The sequence below is a fragment of the Haliea sp. E17 genome, from assembly GCF_048323675.1.
Classification (GTDB): domain Bacteria; phylum Pseudomonadota; class Gammaproteobacteria; order Pseudomonadales; family Halieaceae; genus Mangrovimicrobium.
This window is the reverse complement of the sequence record NZ_JBLWFK010000006.1, coordinates 21,897-37,475: the sequence shown is the minus strand read 5'-3', so window position 1 is coordinate 37,475 and position 15,579 is coordinate 21,897. Positions and strand designations below refer to the sequence as shown.

The following is a 15,579-nucleotide window of genomic DNA, read 5'->3' as shown; positions in this document are numbered from 1 at the left end:
TATCCAGTCCTGCCTGTCACCGCGGCGATTACGATCGCCCGGTGACTTTTTTCGTTTCGCCTGTTGTAGTGCTTTTTATTCCCACGCTGCGCAGGTACTCCGGCCCCCGCACTGCCGGGGGACACGCCTACAGGCTGATCCTTTAACCTTTTCCAGGGAGAACCATCGGTGAAACTGCTGTTCAAGTTGCCCGTACTCATTGCATTTAGCGGATTTGTAGCCCTGCAGGGCTGCAAAGGCCAGGACAAGCCCCGGATAACGACCGAAGTGGAGACCACTGCCGTGGAAGCGGCGGTGCCGGCCCCGGCGTCTTTCGTGCAGGTCGCCACGACCGAAGGTGAGGTCCAGGGCATCAGCCAGGATGGGCTGATTGAATTCAAGGGCATTCCCTACGCGGCGCCGCCGGTGGGCGACCTGCGCTGGCGCGCCCCGCAGGCCCCCGCAGCGCGCGACAGCCTGCTGGTGGCCGACACTTACGGCAATCGCTGCTGGCAGCGGCCGGTGATGGAGAATGGCTTCCAGCAGAAGGAAGCCTTCACCCAGCCGGAAAACGAGGACTGCCTCTACCTCAACATCTACCGCCCGGCGAGCGCCGACGCGAAGCTGCCGGTGATGGTGTGGATTCACGGCGGCGGGCTGGTGTCCGGTTCCGGATCGCGGCCGGTCAACTACGGCGGTAAGCTTGCGGCCCACGGCGCGGTGGTGGTCGCCTTCAACTACCGGCTGGGCAGCTTCGGCTTCTTCGCCCACCCGGAGCTCTCCGCTGAAAACGCGGATGAAGGCAGGCTCTTTAACTACGGCCTGATGGACCAGATTGCCGCGCTCAAGTGGGTACAGGCCAACATTGCGGCCTTCGGTGGCGACCCGCAGCGGGTGACCATCTTCGGCGAATCCGCCGGCGGCGCGTCGGTCTACGCCCTGGCGGGTTCCCCGGCAGCGAAGGGACTGTTCAGTGGCGCGATCGCCCAGTCCGGTTATGGCCGCGGGCGCCAGCCGCGGGTGGCCTCGCTGGCCGCGGCGGAGGATGTCGTGGTCGAGTCAGTCGGGCAGGGCATCGCCGAGCGGGCCGGTAATCCTGAAGCAACGCTTGCGGACCTGCGCGCCCTGGGCGCCGAGCAGATTGTCGCCGCGACTGACTTTGGCGGGTTTATCTCCTTCGCGGTCGATGGCCAGGTGATCACCGAAGACCTGGGACAATCTTTCGCGTCCGGCCGCGCTGCCGCTGTGCCGATGATCATTGGCGCCACCGATTCCGAATTCACCATGGGCCCGCCCGAGGCGATTCGCGGCGCCCTGCTGGCCAGTTCGAAGCTGACCATGGACATGGTCGAGTCGATGACCACGTACTATGGCGACGAAGCCAAACGCGACACCTACATGTACAGCGATTACGTATTCCACGGCGTCAACCGGGCGCTGACCCTGGCGCACGAGGCCCAGGGGCAAAAGGTCTACAACTATCGCTTCGCGATGCCTGGCGCCATGTCCAAACCCGGCGAGCTGAACGGCGAGAAGGTCTACGGCGCCTTCCACGCCAGCGACATGCCCTACACCTTCGGCAACTTCACCGGTGACCACATGGAACCGAAGGAGCCGGACGCGCGGCAGCTGGAAGTGTCCGAACAGGTCATGAGCTACTGGGTAAACTTTGCGACCAACGGTAACCCCAATGGCGAGGGCCTGCCGCAGTGGCCTGAATCCGCGGGGGAGTACACCATGCAGTTCAACCCGGATGTCACTGAGGCGCGCAAGGATGTCTGGAATGTGCGCCTTGATGCGCTCAACGACCTGCTGAAGTAATTACTGCCGGGTCATCCCGGATCAATCCCCGGCCCTGTTGCAGGGCCGGGGATTTTTTTTGCCTGTCTGCGGGGGTTTGCGTCCAGCCGAAGTGTCTGGCACCTCAGGCCGGAGGCAATTCCGTGCCCCCTTTTCCGTCAGGGCGTGATCACCTTGAATGCGGTGCTGGGCGGCAGGGCTGTCAAGACCGGTGAGAGCAGGGTTTCGTGGTCTACGACCAGGCGGGTCTGCCAAAGGCTGTCACGCGATGAAGCCGCCAGCGCGAGGCTGTAGTCGCCGGCCTCCGCGACCCACTGGTGGCGCGCCGTATCGAAGGAGGCGAGGTCCGCAAGGGTAAAGCTCAGTGTCAGCGCCTGGCTCTCGCCCGGGGCCAGCTGGCGGGTCTTGCCGAACGCGACCAGCGCGCGCTCAGCCTTGGGCAGCTTGCCACTGGGTGCGGAGCTGTAGAGCTGCAGCACCTGCTTGCCGGCCACGCTGCCCCGGTTGGTCACCGTCACCGCCACCTCGAAATGCCCTTCAGCGGTTTCCTGCATGCCGGCTTCGCTGATGGCGAAATCGGTGTAGGACAGGCCGAAACCGAAGGGGAAGGCCACGGGCTGGTCGAAGCTGTCGAAGTAGCGATAGCCGACATAGATACTTTCAATGTACTGCAGTTGCGAACGCTGGCCGTTGGGCAGGCCGCCGAAGTAGGGGTTCTGCACGATTGCCGGGTCCAGCACTTCACCGGGGAAAGTCTCCGCGGAGGGAATCTGCTCGTAGCGAACAGGGAAGGTAACCGACAGTCGGCCCGAGGGATTCACCTTGCCGGTCAGTACGTCGACCACAGCATTGCCCGCTTCCTGGCCGCCCTGCCAGGGCAGGACGATGGCGTCGACCTTGTCCTGCCAGGATCGGGTTTCCACCACGTTGCCGATATTCAGCACCAGCACCACCTTTTTGCCTGCGCTGTGGAAGGCTTCACTCACCGTTGCGATAGCGGCCTGCTCAGTCTCGGTCAGGTAGAAATCACCCTCGACCGGCCGATCCTGGAATTCGCCGGAGTTGCGCCCGATGGTAATCAGCGCCATGTCCTGGGAGCGGGCCAGCTGCGCGGCCTGCTCCGGGCTGACCGGCATTTCCGCGATCGGCGGCACAAACTGGAAAAAGCTGGTGCGTTTCGGTTGCTTTGCTTTGGCGTCAATGGCGTAGGCCAGGTACTGCTGCTGCAGGCCTGGCTCGATGGCGATGTCGTTGCTGGCGAGGGCCTCCACCAGGGACACGGTATAGGCCTCGTTCACATCGCCGCTGCCAGTGCCGCCGGAAATGAAATCGTAGGAGGTGTTGCCGAACACGGCGACCTTGCCGATGTTTTTCAGGGGCAGGGTGGCGTCCCGGTTTTTCAGCAGTACCACGCCTTCCGCCGCGGCCTGGCGTGCGGTCGCCGCGTTGGCCTTCAGCTCGGGCCGGTTGGTATAGGGGTAGCCATTGGCCGAGGGCGCCTTGAATACCGTCGGCAGAATCCGGCGCAGGTTGTGGTCCAGGTCGGCCTCGGTGAGGCTGCCGTCGGCGAGGCCGCGGATGATTTCCTCGCGGTTCTCCGGGCGCCCGGGCATGATCAGGTCGTTCCCGGCCTGCAGTTGCGCGACCGAGTCGTCGCCGGACAGCCAGTCGGACATGACCAGGCCGCCGAAGCCCCATTCGTGCCTTAAAATTTGCTTCAGCAGCACCGGGTCCTGGGAGGTGTAGGTGCCATTGAGCTTGTTATAGGAGGTCATGACCGCCCAGGGCTGGCTCTCCTTGATGGCGATCTGGAAACCGCGGAGATAGATCTCGCGCAGGGCCTGCTCGTCGACCTCGGCATTCAGCACCATGCGGCTGGTTTCCAGGTTGTTGGCGACAAAGTGCTTTACCGTCGCGCCCACGCCCTGGCTCTGTACGCCCTTGACGATGGCCGCGGCCATTTTGCCGCTGAGCAGGGGGTCTTCGGAGAGGTACTCGTAGTTGCGGCCGCCGCGCGGGTTGAGCTGGATATTCATGCCCGGCGCGAGCAGGATGTCGGTCCCGTACTCTTTTACTTCGTTGCCCATGGCTGCGCCCACGGCGGCCACCAGTTCCGGGTTCCAGGTCGATGCCAGGGTGGTGGCGATGGGGAATGCCGTTGCGTAGTAGTCGTTGGGATCGTTGTCCCGCTGCGGGTTGATGCGCACGCCGGCGGGGCCGTCGGTGAGTTCAATCGAGGGAATGCCGAAATCCGGCAGCGGCGCGGTTGATCCGGCAGCGCCCGGCACCTTGCTCGAGCCGCCCATGGTATTGGAAAAGCCGGTGCCCATGACCAGGTCGATTTTCTGCTCGATGCCAAGGCGCCCGATCAGGTCCTCGCTGCGCGCCTGTGGGTCGAGGGCGGTATTCTCGTAGGGCTCGATACGGCCATTGCCGTTGAGGTCCGTGCCTGTCGTCGGGGGCGTGGTCTGCTGGCAGGCGCCCAGGCCTGTGGTCAGGGCAAGAATGCCAGCGGTTGTGATTCGCCTGTGCATAGCTTCTATCCTTGTGGGTATATGTCGATTTCAGGGTGATACACGCGGTATGAGCCGCACGAACGCTCATTCCGGCGGGCCGGAATAGCACTCGGGGTACTGCAAACCGCAACGGATTACGCCTGATTGCAACGCTACCCAGTCGGCGGGAAAGGGACATTGATAAATGTCCTGTCGGCAGTTTCCTGCCCGGGGCGAAAAAATAGCGTGCTATTCGGGAGGGGTGTGTGAACGAAGGTGTATGAGGCTGACTGCGGCCTTGACCACAAGAGCGAGGCTGCCAGCAATAATTGCCAGCTCGATCAGTTCGGCTTTGGTGCCCCAGATTTCGAGTCCACCCCGGGTGATCTTGAATCCCTCTACCGCTTCCTGCGCGAAATCCAACAGCCGCCACAGCAGTACCGGGAATGCAGCAAGCAGCAGTCCAAGCCACATTGCCCTTGAGCCGGTTTCGGGTTGCCGCATAAGGTTCTGGATGCCACAGGTTGGAAAGCTGTCACCACGATAGCACAGGGCCGGCGCCCGGCTCCAGCCAGGGCGCCGGTATTCTTTACCCCTTTCGCCCAAAAGGGTCTCCAGGGAAAGCCCTGGAGACAATGCTGCGGTGACAGGATTTCTGCTGCCAGACCCCTTTGGCGGCTTCCGCGTCGTCGCTGAAGCGCCGGACCGCGGTCCGGGGGTCGCGTCAGCTGTCCCCGAAATATCTAGAACTCGTAACGCAGCGTGGCGCCGTAGGTGCGCGGCGCGCCCCAACTGGTGGTGATCAGGCCGAGCTGGCGCGGGACGCTGGTGCCGCTGAGGGCGTTGTCTTCATCGGTGAGGTTCATCGACCACAGCGAGCCGCTGAGGTTGCTGCCGAGGATGTTGCTCCAACGCAGGTTGACGTTCCAGATCGGGTCCATCTCCACCTTGGCCGTGGCCAGCGCGTTGGCGAGGTCGGACTCGGTCCAGCCGAAGGTCTCCCAGCGCGGGTATTCGTCGTTGGAGGTGGATTTGTCGTTCCAGTAGCCGGACAGCGTCAGCGAGACGTCACCGATATCGGGGTTGAGCGGCAGGGTGTACTGCACCTGTCCGGACACCGAGTTCTTCGGGATGTAGGTGAAGTCCGCGCCGGAGTTGTCGTAATCATCCACGATAGGTGACCCGTCCGGATTGGCGCCGACCACCGTCGGCAGCAGCCACTCCTTGTAGCCGGCGTCCACGTAGCTGTAGGCCAGGGACAGCAGCAGGTTGTCCAGGGGCAGCACGGTGAGCTCCAGTTCCCCGCCTTTGATCTCGGCTTCGGCGGCGTTGATGATGGTGGTGAAAAACTCGCCGTCGACCGTCTGGTCCTGGGTCTTCTGGATATCGTCGTATTCCTGCCAGAACAGGGCGAGGTTGGTGCGGATGGCCACGTCGCCCAGCTGCCAGTCGCCCTTGTAGCCGACTTCGTAGTTGAGCACGGTTTCCGCGTCGAAGGGTTCCAGGGTCAGGTTGTTGGTGCCGCGGGCGTTGAAGCCGCCGGCGCGGTAGCCGGTGGAGACGCTGCCATAGACCAGCTGGTGGGCGCTCGGGGTGTAGCTGGCGACCGCCCGCCAGGTCAGCTTGGAGTAGTCCTCGGAAACCGTCCGCTTGCACTGGTCCAGCGGCAGCGGCTGGTCGTTCTTGTCGGTGACCACGCACTGGGTGCCGTCATAGGTCTTCCTGCGGTTGGTGAATTCGCGGTTGTCCCAGGTCTGGCGCAGGCCGAGGGTGAACGTCCATTGTTCGTTCAGGTGATAGTTGCCCTCGCCGAAGACCGACCAGGCCGTGTTGACGGTGGAGAAGTCCTCCGCCGCGGGCAGGCCGTTCAGCGCCAGGCCCCAGATCTGCGACAGCGGGAAACCGAGCACCGGGTCGACCACACTGGCGATGTAGCCGAGGTCCGCGTCGGGCCACTGCGGATTGGGGCCCAGGTTGTAGGTTTCGAAACGCTGGCTGGCGTCCATTTCCAGCCAGTAGACACCGACCAGCCATTCGAGGTCGTCGTCGAAGGAACTGCCGATCAGTTGCAGTTCGTTGCTCAACTGTTCCGACTTGACATCCTGGCCGCTGATGTCGGTGGTGATATCGCTGGTTTTGGAGGTGATGGCGCCGAAGATCGGCAGGGCGGTGCCGTCGGTGTCGCGGCCGAAGAAGAAATCCAGGTCGCGGTAGCCGAAGATGTTCTTGATGCTGATGTCGTCGCTGATCTCGAACTCCGTGGTGTTGATGATCATGGTGTTTTCCAGCATTTCCCGCGCGGCGTAGTCGGATTCGATTTTCTGCCAGTCATCGCGGGCCTGCTGGCGGGCGAGCGCCTCGTCGATCAGCGGCTGGTCGGGAATCGTGGGCAGGCCGAATACCGGCAGTATCGGGTTGAGCGCGCCGAGACCGCCGTTGTGGATCAACTCGTAGAGCCCCGGCAGCTGGCCGGTGCGGTTGTAGGCGGCGAGCGGGTTGACCCGCGGCACCATGTCGTTTTCGTCGTAGGAGATGATGGTGGAGTTGTAGAAGCGATCACCGGGGGTGAAGTCCATGGTCAGGCGCAGGCCCCAGGAGTCCTCGTCCCAGTAGCACTGTTTGCAGCGCAGGGCGTTGTCGGCGACGTTGTCCTGGTAGCCGTCGCGGTCCACTGAGCGGCCGGCGAGGCGGAAGCGCAGGTTCTCCCCGGCGGGTACGTCCACCGCACCCTCCAGTTGCAGCAGGTTGTAGTTGCCCACTTTCACCTCGGCGTAGCCGCCGAATTCATCCGAGGGCGCCTGCGGCGTCAGCAGCACGGCGCCGCCGGTGCTGTTGCGGCCGAACAGGGTGCCCTGGGGGCCCTTCAACACCTGTACATTCTGCAGGTCGTAGATGGCGAGGTTGGTGCCGTGGGTGGGGGTGAGCACCACGTCGGCGAAATACAGTGGCACCGCCGGGTCGAGGGTCAGCAGGACCTCCACCGGCCGCTGCCCGCGCACCGCCACCAGCGGCGTGTTGGTACCGGCGGACGCGGTGGTAACCCGGAAGGTGGGGACATGTACACCGAGGTCCTCGATCGAGCTGATGTTCTGTACCTGCAGGAAATCGCTGCTCAGGGAGGTCACCGCCAGCGGCACGTCCTGCAGCGATTCCTCCCGGCGGCGTGCCGTTACCACCACTTCTTCCAGCGCCAGTTCGGTCTGCGCCTGTGCCGCAGGCACAATGCCGGCGAGTGAACTGGCGAACAGGGCCGTGGCGCAGGTCGGTAGGAGGACGCCGCGCACCGCGCGCGAGCAGGCTGTCTGGTTGAAACCGCTAGAGGTGGTTTTGCGAGTCATTATTGTCACCGTTTTTTATCGTTGTTTACGGGGCTTTCGGATGTGCTGGCGGTACTGGCGCTAGCCCGGCCTTTCCCGTGCCGGGGGCAGGGGTGGCGTAGTCCTGGAATTGCAGGGAAAAGGCATGGCGGACCTGCCTGCCTCAATGCCGGGCGTGCCGGGTGCGGAATGCCCGAGGTGATTCGCCAGTGGCGCGGGTAAACGCGGCGGTGAAATTGGACGGCGCGGAAAAGCCCACTTCGTAGGCGGTGGCCTTGACGCTCCAGCCCGCCGCGAGCAATTGCTTGGCCTGCCTGATGCGGTGTTCCGCGATGTAGGTGCCGACGGTTTTGCCGCGGCTGGCGCGGAAGGCGCGGGTCAGGTGGCGCACGGATATGCCGCAGAGCCCGGCGAGTTCCGTGAGCGAGGGTGGCTGTGCGCTGTCCAGCATGCGTTCTTCGATCACGTTGAGGTGAGCCGCCGACAGGCCGCCCTGGCGTGTGTCGTCCTCGCGCACATCCAGGTGGCGGTACAGCTCGATCAGCATCTGGGTGAGCAGGAGCTCGATCATGGCGTCGCTGGCAAAGCCCGGCCGGCCGAGTTCCTCGCCCACCTGCAGCATGAGGGCGCGGATGCGCGGGTTGTGGATGTCCAGCGCGGACTTGAGCCGCGAGTCGGTCCACTCGAGATCGCGGGAAAACCAGTCGGCGATCGCTTCGGGCCGCAGGTGGCAGACGATCGAGCGCTGCTGCTTGCAGTCAGTCATGGCGCGGATGGTCTGCCCCGCCGGTATCAGGAACAGCTGGCCCATCGGTTCATAGCGCTCGTCTTGCCAGGCGTTGACGAAGGTCGCCCGGGAATGCTCCATGCCCGGCAGCAGTGAGAGTTGCAGGTGATGGGTGCGGCAGCAACCGGTGGTATCCACCGGGCCGCGCCAGTCGCGGCTGATCAGCGTGACCTTGCCGATGGCGAGAGACCGCTCGTTTTCGACTGTCAGGTGGTTCTTGGTAAGCACCGTCGCTCCGTCTTATTATTTTCGGCACAGCCTGCGGGCAAGGTCGCCGTGGCGGCCCGGTATAGCGGGGGACCGGGATCCCGGGCAGGCGGTAGATCGTATTTTGTCCAATACTAGCGCCCTCGCGCGGCGAGGCAACCGGCAATGCATATTCGATCTGGTCATATCATCCGGGGCTTCCGTGTCCGTGCACTGGCGTGAATATAGCCTTATTGCGTCGCTGGTCGCAGCTGTGTGACCAGGGCGAGGGAGTGCTGCCAGAGCTTCGCCGCAGTCTCCGGGGCGGCGACGGCAGGGTCGAAGCCGCACCAGGGGTGGGTGTCTTCGCCCGCGATGTTGGCCCTGCCGCAATCCTCCAGCACCCAGCCGCCGATGCCCTCCAGCTCCGGTGCTGTCGCCGCCCAGACCGCAGTGGCCGCCGCCTGGGCGGTGGTTTTCACCATGGCATTGACGGAACCGTCCTCGTTGATAAAGCCGATACGGCGTTTCAGGGCGTCGCCGTGATAGCGCTGCAGGCCGGTGAGGGCCGAGCCGGGCAGCACCGCGTTGGTGAAAATCCCGCGATCCGCCCAGCGCCGGTTGGCCTCCTGGGCGAAAAGGATATTGGCGCTCTTGGATTCGGCGTAGGCGGCGCCATCGAAGTGTGGACGCCGGATCCACTGCAGGTCGTCGAGGTGCACCGGCATACCCTTGTGGGCAGCGGAGCTCAGGACCACGATGCGGGCTCCGCGTTGCGCCAACCGTGGCAGCAACAGGTGGGCGAGATGGAAGTGCCCGAGATGATTGGTGGCGAAGCGCACGTCCAGTCCGTTGGGCAGGTGGGCGTCCGGGGTCTTGGACACACCTGCGTTGGCAATCAGCACATCCACCGGTCCGTCGATCCGGCGAGCGAACTCCTCGACGGAAGCCAGGTCCGACAGGTCCAGCCGCAGCGCCCTGATCTCACCTGCCGCTGTGGCCGCGATCTCGGCCGCCAGCGCCTCACCCGCCGCCAGCCTGCGCACGCCGAGCACGATGTCCGCACCGGCGAGAGCCAGCGCCCGGGCGGTCTCCGCGCCGAGGCCGGAGGTCGCGCCGGTCAGCACGACCCGCTTGCCGCGCAGCTCTGCCGTGCGGGCGATTTCCGCCGCCGTCCTGTACCAGCCGTCGCCCGGCGGTGAGTACGCCATGATCGCGGGCAAGCGCTAGCGGTGGCCGTCCTTCTCGGGGTTGTAGGACCGTTCCACCATGCCGTAGGCCTGCTGGTCTCCCCAGGTATACAGCGCCCCGGCCTGCTGCAGGACCAGGCCCTGCAACTCCGGCTGGTTCGCCTTGAAAGTGCTCAGGGTCGTCCTGCCGCTGATGCGGTGGGTGCCCAGTTCCGATTCCAGTTCGATTTCCAGCAGTTCGCCCTCCGGCACGGTGTCGCTGAGGAGCGGCGCCTTGATAACCCGCGCCGGGTACTGGCGGCCGTTCCTGTAGATCACCGCATCGTTGTAGCTGTACTCGTCGCTGCCCTGGGCCGGCGGGTAGACCAGCATGCCGAAGGCGCTGTCGTCGGGGAACAGGGCGGACAGCCAGCAATGCCCGTAGAAACCCTCCAGCCGACGGATGCTCTGGCGGTGAATGCGCAGCCCGGTGGCAGAGAAGTCGCGGCTGCCGCCGTCGATGGAGAGGGTGCCGGTGGCGCGGAAGTGGTGCTCGTAGCGGTAACCCAGGCCCATGGCTTCGGCGTTCTCCGCCTCTTCCTTGCTCATTTTATCGGTGTCCGCGGAGAACTCCTGCACCCAGGCGGGGGTGACCATGGTCATCTCCGCCTCCAGGCGCACCGGGGTCTGCTTCTCGCCCTTGTTGAAGGCGCCGCTGATCTGCTGTTCCACCGTGCCGTCCAGCGCGCTGCCTTCGTAGACGATCTTCCAGCGCTTGAAGGGCTCCAGGCACTGGAAGGTCACCGGGCCGGCGCCGATGATGGTGGGCTTGCCCTGCGCATCGATGGGCGTGGGCACCGCCCCATAGCCCGCGCCCGTCAGCACGCGGCCCTGCGGCAGGGCGAAATTGCAGTTGAAGCGGTTGTCGCCCCAGCGGCCGGCGACCACCTCGATGCCCATGCGCGGAAAGCCGAAGGCGCCGCTGTCCTCGAACATCCACATCGACACCCCCTCGCGCATTTCCGGGTTGTCCGGCTTCTCGAACAGGGCGTAGTCCTTTTCCGGGGCCAGGCCGCCGCTGAGGTCGGAGTAGGTGGGGGCTTTGGCAAACAGTGGGGCACTGAGGCTGAGCGGCAGGCCGCCCGCCAGTGTGGTGGTACCCAGGTTGTTGAGGAAGGTTCGTCTTTTCAGCGGCATTGTTGTCACCTTGTTGTTATTCGCGAGCGCTTAATCTTACGCGGCTGGACTTCGGGGACAAGGTTGATCCCTTATGCCATTTGGCCATCAGTGGACGGAAAGTCACTTGCTGCTTTGGCTAGAAGGAATCGTTCTTCAAAAGAAAAAATGGGCGCTGACACCTTTTCTCGAAGTAATAAAATGAAGCTGCTAGTCTGGTTTGATAAAAAATGGCCCTGCCGCAGAGTCGATGATGGGTGAGCAGAAGGAAATTGACGATATCCCCGATGTGCGGGACGGTCTGACCCGCAAGGAGCGGGCAGTCCTGTATTGCCTGCAGCGCACGCAGGAGGAACTGGGTGGCCGCAATGTGCCCACCGTGATGCTTTACGGTCGGGTAGTGGAACTGGTTGATATTTCCCCCGAGGAGTTCCAGACGATTGTTTCGCGGTTCGCCGGGTTGACGCAGAGTTTAGCGAAGCAGGAGGGGCGATAGGTTGTTTCGTGTTGGCTGGCGGAGCCCGCTTTTGAAAAACCTGGTCCATGTACATGCCGCTACTCGCAACCAGTACCTTTCCTGTTGTCGGACCTCTACTGATAAAGACATTCAAGCCTACAGGCGGATACCATGCATAATAAATACCCGCACGTCTTCAGCCCGGTAAAACTGGGGCCAGTCGAAATCACCAACCGCTTTTACTTCGCGCCCCACGGCACCGCCCTGGCGGTGGGCAGTAAACCTTCACAGGATTTTGCTCACTACAAGGCCGCGCGCGTCCGAAACGGGGGCTGCGGCCTGGTCATCGCCAGTACCGTTGTGCACGAACGTGGCCGTATCTACCAGCCTTCGCCTTTTCCCGAGGAAAACATTCCCGACTTCCAGGCCATGGCCGACGAGGTGCATGCCGCGGGCGGCAAGATATTCGCTCAACTCTGGTATTGGTGGGGATGCACTGGAAGCTGGCAACCCCTGAGCCCCCCGGCGCCGTCGCTTTCCGCCTCGACGGTTCAGCACGCCTGGAACGATCGCACTATTTCCACTCACCAGATGACCCGGCAGGATATTCGCTCGGTGATCGATGCATACCGGCAATCCAGTGCCAACCTGCGCCGGGCGGGTTTCGACGGAATCGAACTCCACGCGGCACATGGCGCCATCATCGAGCATTTCATCTCGCCCTACTTCAATCACCGCACCGATGAGTACGGCGGCGGTCTCGAAAACCGCCTGCGATTTCTATTCGAGGTACTGGAGGCGACCCGGGAGGGCGCCGGCGACAAACTGGCCGTGGGGATGCGCTTCAACTGCGACGAGATGCTGCCCGGTGGCTACGGCCAGGATCAGGCGCAGGAGGTCCTGCGGCGCGTGGCTGGTCCGGGGCTGATCGACTTCGTCGACCTGGACGTGGCGGTCGAGCCCATGCAGTCGGGCATCGGCTTTCCGCCTGTTTTTGTCGCACCCCAGGTCTACCGGCCCTATGTCGAGGCCATGCGCGAGGCGGTGGGAGCCGTGCCGATCCTTAGCGTACTGGGGCGGGTGACCTCGGTGGCGGACGCCGAGGAGGCGATCGCGGCCGGGGTTTGCGATATGGTCGGCGCCGCCCGCGCGCTGATTGCCGAGCCGGAGCTGGTCAGCAACGCCTATGCCGGCAAGGAAGCGCGCAGCCGCACCTGTGTCGCCTGCAACTGGTGTTGCGGAGCGATGTCCGACGGCGCCCAGGGCTGCACCATCAACCCTGCGGCATACCGCGAGCGTCTCTGGGGACCGGAGTCGTTCCGGCCGGCTGCGCGCAAGTCGAAAGTCGTGGTCGTCGGCGGCGGACCGGCCGGGCTCGAGGCGGCGCGGGTGAGTGCGCTGAAGGGGCATGAGGTTGTACTACTGGAAGCGCGCGAGGCGCTCGGTGGCGGACTCGCACTGTGGGCCAGCCTGCCCTCACGCGGTGTTCTGGGCCGGGCGGTGGAATGGTGGGAGCGGGAGGTGCGACGTCTGGGCGTTACGGTTTGCCTCGGCACCGGGGCCACGGCGCAAAGCGTTTTGCAGTACGCACCCGATGCGGTCATCATCGCCACCGGATCGCTCTACAGCAGGGCGGGCCACAGCGCCTTCCGCGACGCGGACATACCGGGCCATGACCGGGATTTGGTTTATCGCCCGGAGGATATCCTGCTGCGCGGCGACCGGCCCGACGGCAAGGTGCTGTTGCTGGACGGGGAGGGGGCACATGCGAGCCTGGGCATTGCGGAACTGCTGGCGGACCGGGGTGCCGAGGTGGAAATCCTGACTGCCAGCGTGTCGCTTGTCTCGGTACGGCTGCTTGAATCGCTGGAGGCCGAATTCGTGATGCAACGCCTGCGCGCCGCCGGGGTGCGTTTTTCGCCGGGCACCTGGTTGCAATCCATAGGCGATGGCGAGGTCCTCGCCTACGACGTTTTTACCGGCGAAGAACGCCGGATCTCCGATGTGGATGCGGTCGTGCTCGCGACCGGACGAGTGCCACAGGAACAACTGGCCGTGGAACTTGAAGGCCGGGTCGCCCAGCTGTTCGCCATCGGTGACGCCCTGGGCGCGAGGCCCTGGGCCACCGCTGCCTACGAGGGACAGAAATTCGCCCGTTATATCGGCGAGCCGGACGCTCCAAACACAGTGAGCGAGGCCTATTTCTCAGCGATCCTGCCGGAGGAAATACCCCTGCCGGCGTCGACCCTGTTGTCCTAGCGCGCTCCGACGCACAGGCTACGGGGTGTATCGATAACGAAATGGCCGGTGTACGGGAAGAGCGCCACCGGAGAGCAGGGGCAGTCCCCCTCGGGAGAATACTGATGCGCAGGGGACAACTGATCGAAGACAAGCATGCGTCCGCGGTACGGATGGTGTTCCCTGGATACTGGCCTTTGGCGTGCTCCAGTCTGCGGCCGGAACCGCCAGTGCCAAAAAGGGCTCTGACCCCTATATTACCAAGCTGATTTCACGCGCTGTTATAGGCTCTTGTGATAGGGTTGAAGACTGTCTCTGGCATGGTGAGCGTGGCGAGCAGGGTATTTGGGTGGTCGGGCTGGAAGCTCCAGGGATCAACAGTATCTGTTAGCAGGCTCACCGAGCCGGACTCGTCTCAAAAAGAAAGCAACGTGTTTTGAACTTGGGGACTGGGGGGAATCGTGGGAAATGGAACGGCTGTATGGCCGAGCTTGATTCTGACGCAGAGTAAAAATCTGCGCCAGCTTACAGTCCTGCTTTTCTATTTCACGCAGGGATTCCCCATCGGGATCTTTTTTTATGCCGTACCCGCATGGATGGCTGCGCATGGGGCAACCACCGGCCAGATCGCGGGGGTCGTTGCCTCTGCAACGCTGCCGTGGTCGCTCAAGTTAGTAAACGGCTTCCTCATCGACAGGTATACCTTCCTTGCCATGGGGCGCAGGCGCGCATGGATCATTGGCGCACAGTCGCTCCTGGTTGGAACTTTTCTGCTGGGCGCGGCAATCGCTCCGCTTCCCACCGACATTGTCCTGCTCTCTGCAATCGCCTTTGCCGCCAATGCCGCCGTCACGTTCCAGGATGTGGGTATCGACAGCCTCGTCGTTGACATCATGACAGAGGAGGAGAGATCGCACGCCTCGGGCTTCATGTACGGTGCGCAAGTACTTGGCATTGCCGGTGCCACCGCTGTGGGCGGTAAACTGTTTGCCAGCTTCGGGTTTCAGGGCGGCATGCTAGCCGCAGCGGCGGTACCAGCAGCAGTGCTGCTCTATGGCATAGCGATAAGAGAACGCGAAGGGGAAAGGCGATTGCCCTGGAGCCGTGGCGAGGCACACCCTGATAGCCGCGCAATCCATGCCGAGGCATGGCTGCCGCTGTTGAAAAATGCGTTCAAGGCACTCTTCGCGCCGCTGAGTCTCCTGCTGGTCCCGGTGATGATTGCACGCGCGCTCCCACACGGCGGGTTTGAGGCCTTTCACCCGGTGCTGTTTACCCAGACCGTAGGCTGGGCCTTAGAGGAATGGACCGCATATTATTCGCAAGTGACGCTGGCCATGGGAATATTTGGCCTCTTCGCGGGCGGATGGCTCGTCGGCAGAATGGGCGCACAGCGGGCCATGATTTTCGGCGCGACAATGGGTTGCTGCCTGCTGGTTGTCATGGCCTCAAACAAGGAACACTGGGCCGATCCATGGTTTGCCGCGGTGTTCGTCGCTGCTATGGATTTCTGTGCGGTATTCTATTTTATCGCCGCCATACCCATGTGCATGCGCATGTGTTCGCCCGCAGTCGCGGCTACCCAGTTCACCATCTATATGGCGATTGCCAACTTTGGCCGCCCAATCGGTGCCAGCCTGGCAGCAGTTACCGCGGGACAGGGGTATCCCGAATGGCTTTACTGGTGTTCGGCAATTGCCTGGGGTACGACAGTTCTCGTCTTGCTGTGTGTACGGTTTCCGGAGGAAAACCGGCAGGAGCATGCAACAGCGGCAGAATTGCCACAGGGTGAAGGTCCTGTTCCCAGAGTTAGCTGATCATAACGATACTGGCCAGGCACTCTGCACAAGCCATCTTGCCCACAGGGAAACCGCCTGTTTGTGTCTCGGGGTGGAAAGCTGCAATTCCTTGCTGCAGCAGGGTTGGTCTGTCGGCCGCAACAAGAAAAGTGGATGCTTTTTGGGCCTCAGCCCTG

The 15,579-nt window shown here is 63.4% G+C and carries 10 protein-coding genes; 4 read left to right on the top strand and 6 right to left on the bottom strand.

What is annotated here, in order from left to right:
• Positions 1-168 precede the first annotated feature (168 nt).
• Positions 169-1,800 carry a carboxylesterase/lipase family protein gene (locus ACNKU3_RS16240; protein WP_418260590.1) on the top strand — a complete coding sequence of 544 codons (1,632 nt, stop codon included), beginning with the start codon at positions 169-171 and terminating at the stop codon, positions 1,798-1,800.
• A 137-nt stretch (positions 1,801-1,937) separates the two neighbouring features.
• Here the strand turns inward: ACNKU3_RS16240 and ACNKU3_RS16235 are convergent, their stop codons facing one another.
• The 6 genes from ACNKU3_RS16235 to ACNKU3_RS16210 form a co-directional block, all read right to left on the bottom strand.
• The gene (locus ACNKU3_RS16235) at positions 1,938-4,313 is read right to left on the bottom strand and encodes a glycoside hydrolase family 3 C-terminal domain-containing protein (RefSeq protein ID WP_418260589.1); all 2,376 of its coding nucleotides are present in this window, start codon (positions 4,311-4,313) and stop codon (positions 1,938-1,940) included.
• Positions 4,314-4,523: 210 nt separating this feature from the next.
• A complete protein-coding gene (locus ACNKU3_RS16230; RefSeq protein ID WP_418260588.1) occupies positions 4,524-4,880 on the bottom strand; it encodes a hypothetical protein in 357 nt (118 codons plus the stop codon).
• A 137-nt stretch (positions 4,881-5,017) separates the two neighbouring features.
• Positions 5,018-7,612 carry a TonB-dependent receptor gene (locus tag ACNKU3_RS16225; protein WP_418260587.1) on the bottom strand — a complete coding sequence of 865 codons (2,595 nt, stop codon included), beginning with the start codon at positions 7,610-7,612 and terminating at the stop codon, positions 5,018-5,020.
• A 142-nt stretch (positions 7,613-7,754) separates the two neighbouring features.
• Positions 7,755-8,606 (bottom strand): helix-turn-helix transcriptional regulator, encoded by an 852-nt coding sequence (locus tag ACNKU3_RS16220; protein ID WP_418260586.1) that lies wholly within the window; start codon positions 8,604-8,606, stop codon positions 7,755-7,757.
• Between the two features lie 209 nt (positions 8,607-8,815).
• A complete protein-coding gene (locus ACNKU3_RS16215) occupies positions 8,816-9,775 on the bottom strand; it encodes an SDR family NAD(P)-dependent oxidoreductase (protein ID WP_418260585.1) in 960 nt (319 codons plus the stop codon).
• Positions 9,776-9,790: 15 nt separating this feature from the next.
• Positions 9,791-10,930 carry a hypothetical protein gene (locus ACNKU3_RS16210; protein WP_418260584.1) on the bottom strand — a complete coding sequence of 380 codons (1,140 nt, stop codon included), beginning with the start codon at positions 10,928-10,930 and terminating at the stop codon, positions 9,791-9,793.
• 232 nt (positions 10,931-11,162) lie between these two features.
• On the opposite strand from ACNKU3_RS16210, the gene ACNKU3_RS16205 reads away from it, so the two are divergent.
• From ACNKU3_RS16205 to ACNKU3_RS16195, 3 genes are all read left to right on the top strand, one after another.
• Positions 11,163-11,405 (top strand): hypothetical protein, encoded by a 243-nt coding sequence (locus tag ACNKU3_RS16205; RefSeq protein ID WP_418260583.1) that lies wholly within the window; start codon positions 11,163-11,165, stop codon positions 11,403-11,405.
• 132 nt (positions 11,406-11,537) lie between these two features.
• A complete protein-coding gene (locus tag ACNKU3_RS16200) occupies positions 11,538-13,625 on the top strand; it encodes an FAD-dependent oxidoreductase (RefSeq protein WP_418260581.1) in 2,088 nt (695 codons plus the stop codon).
• 470 nt (positions 13,626-14,095) lie between these two features.
• Entirely contained in the window at positions 14,096-15,421 is a 1,326-nt protein-coding gene (locus ACNKU3_RS16195) for an MFS transporter (protein WP_418260580.1), read from the top strand.
• Positions 15,422-15,579: the final 158 nt, after the last annotated feature.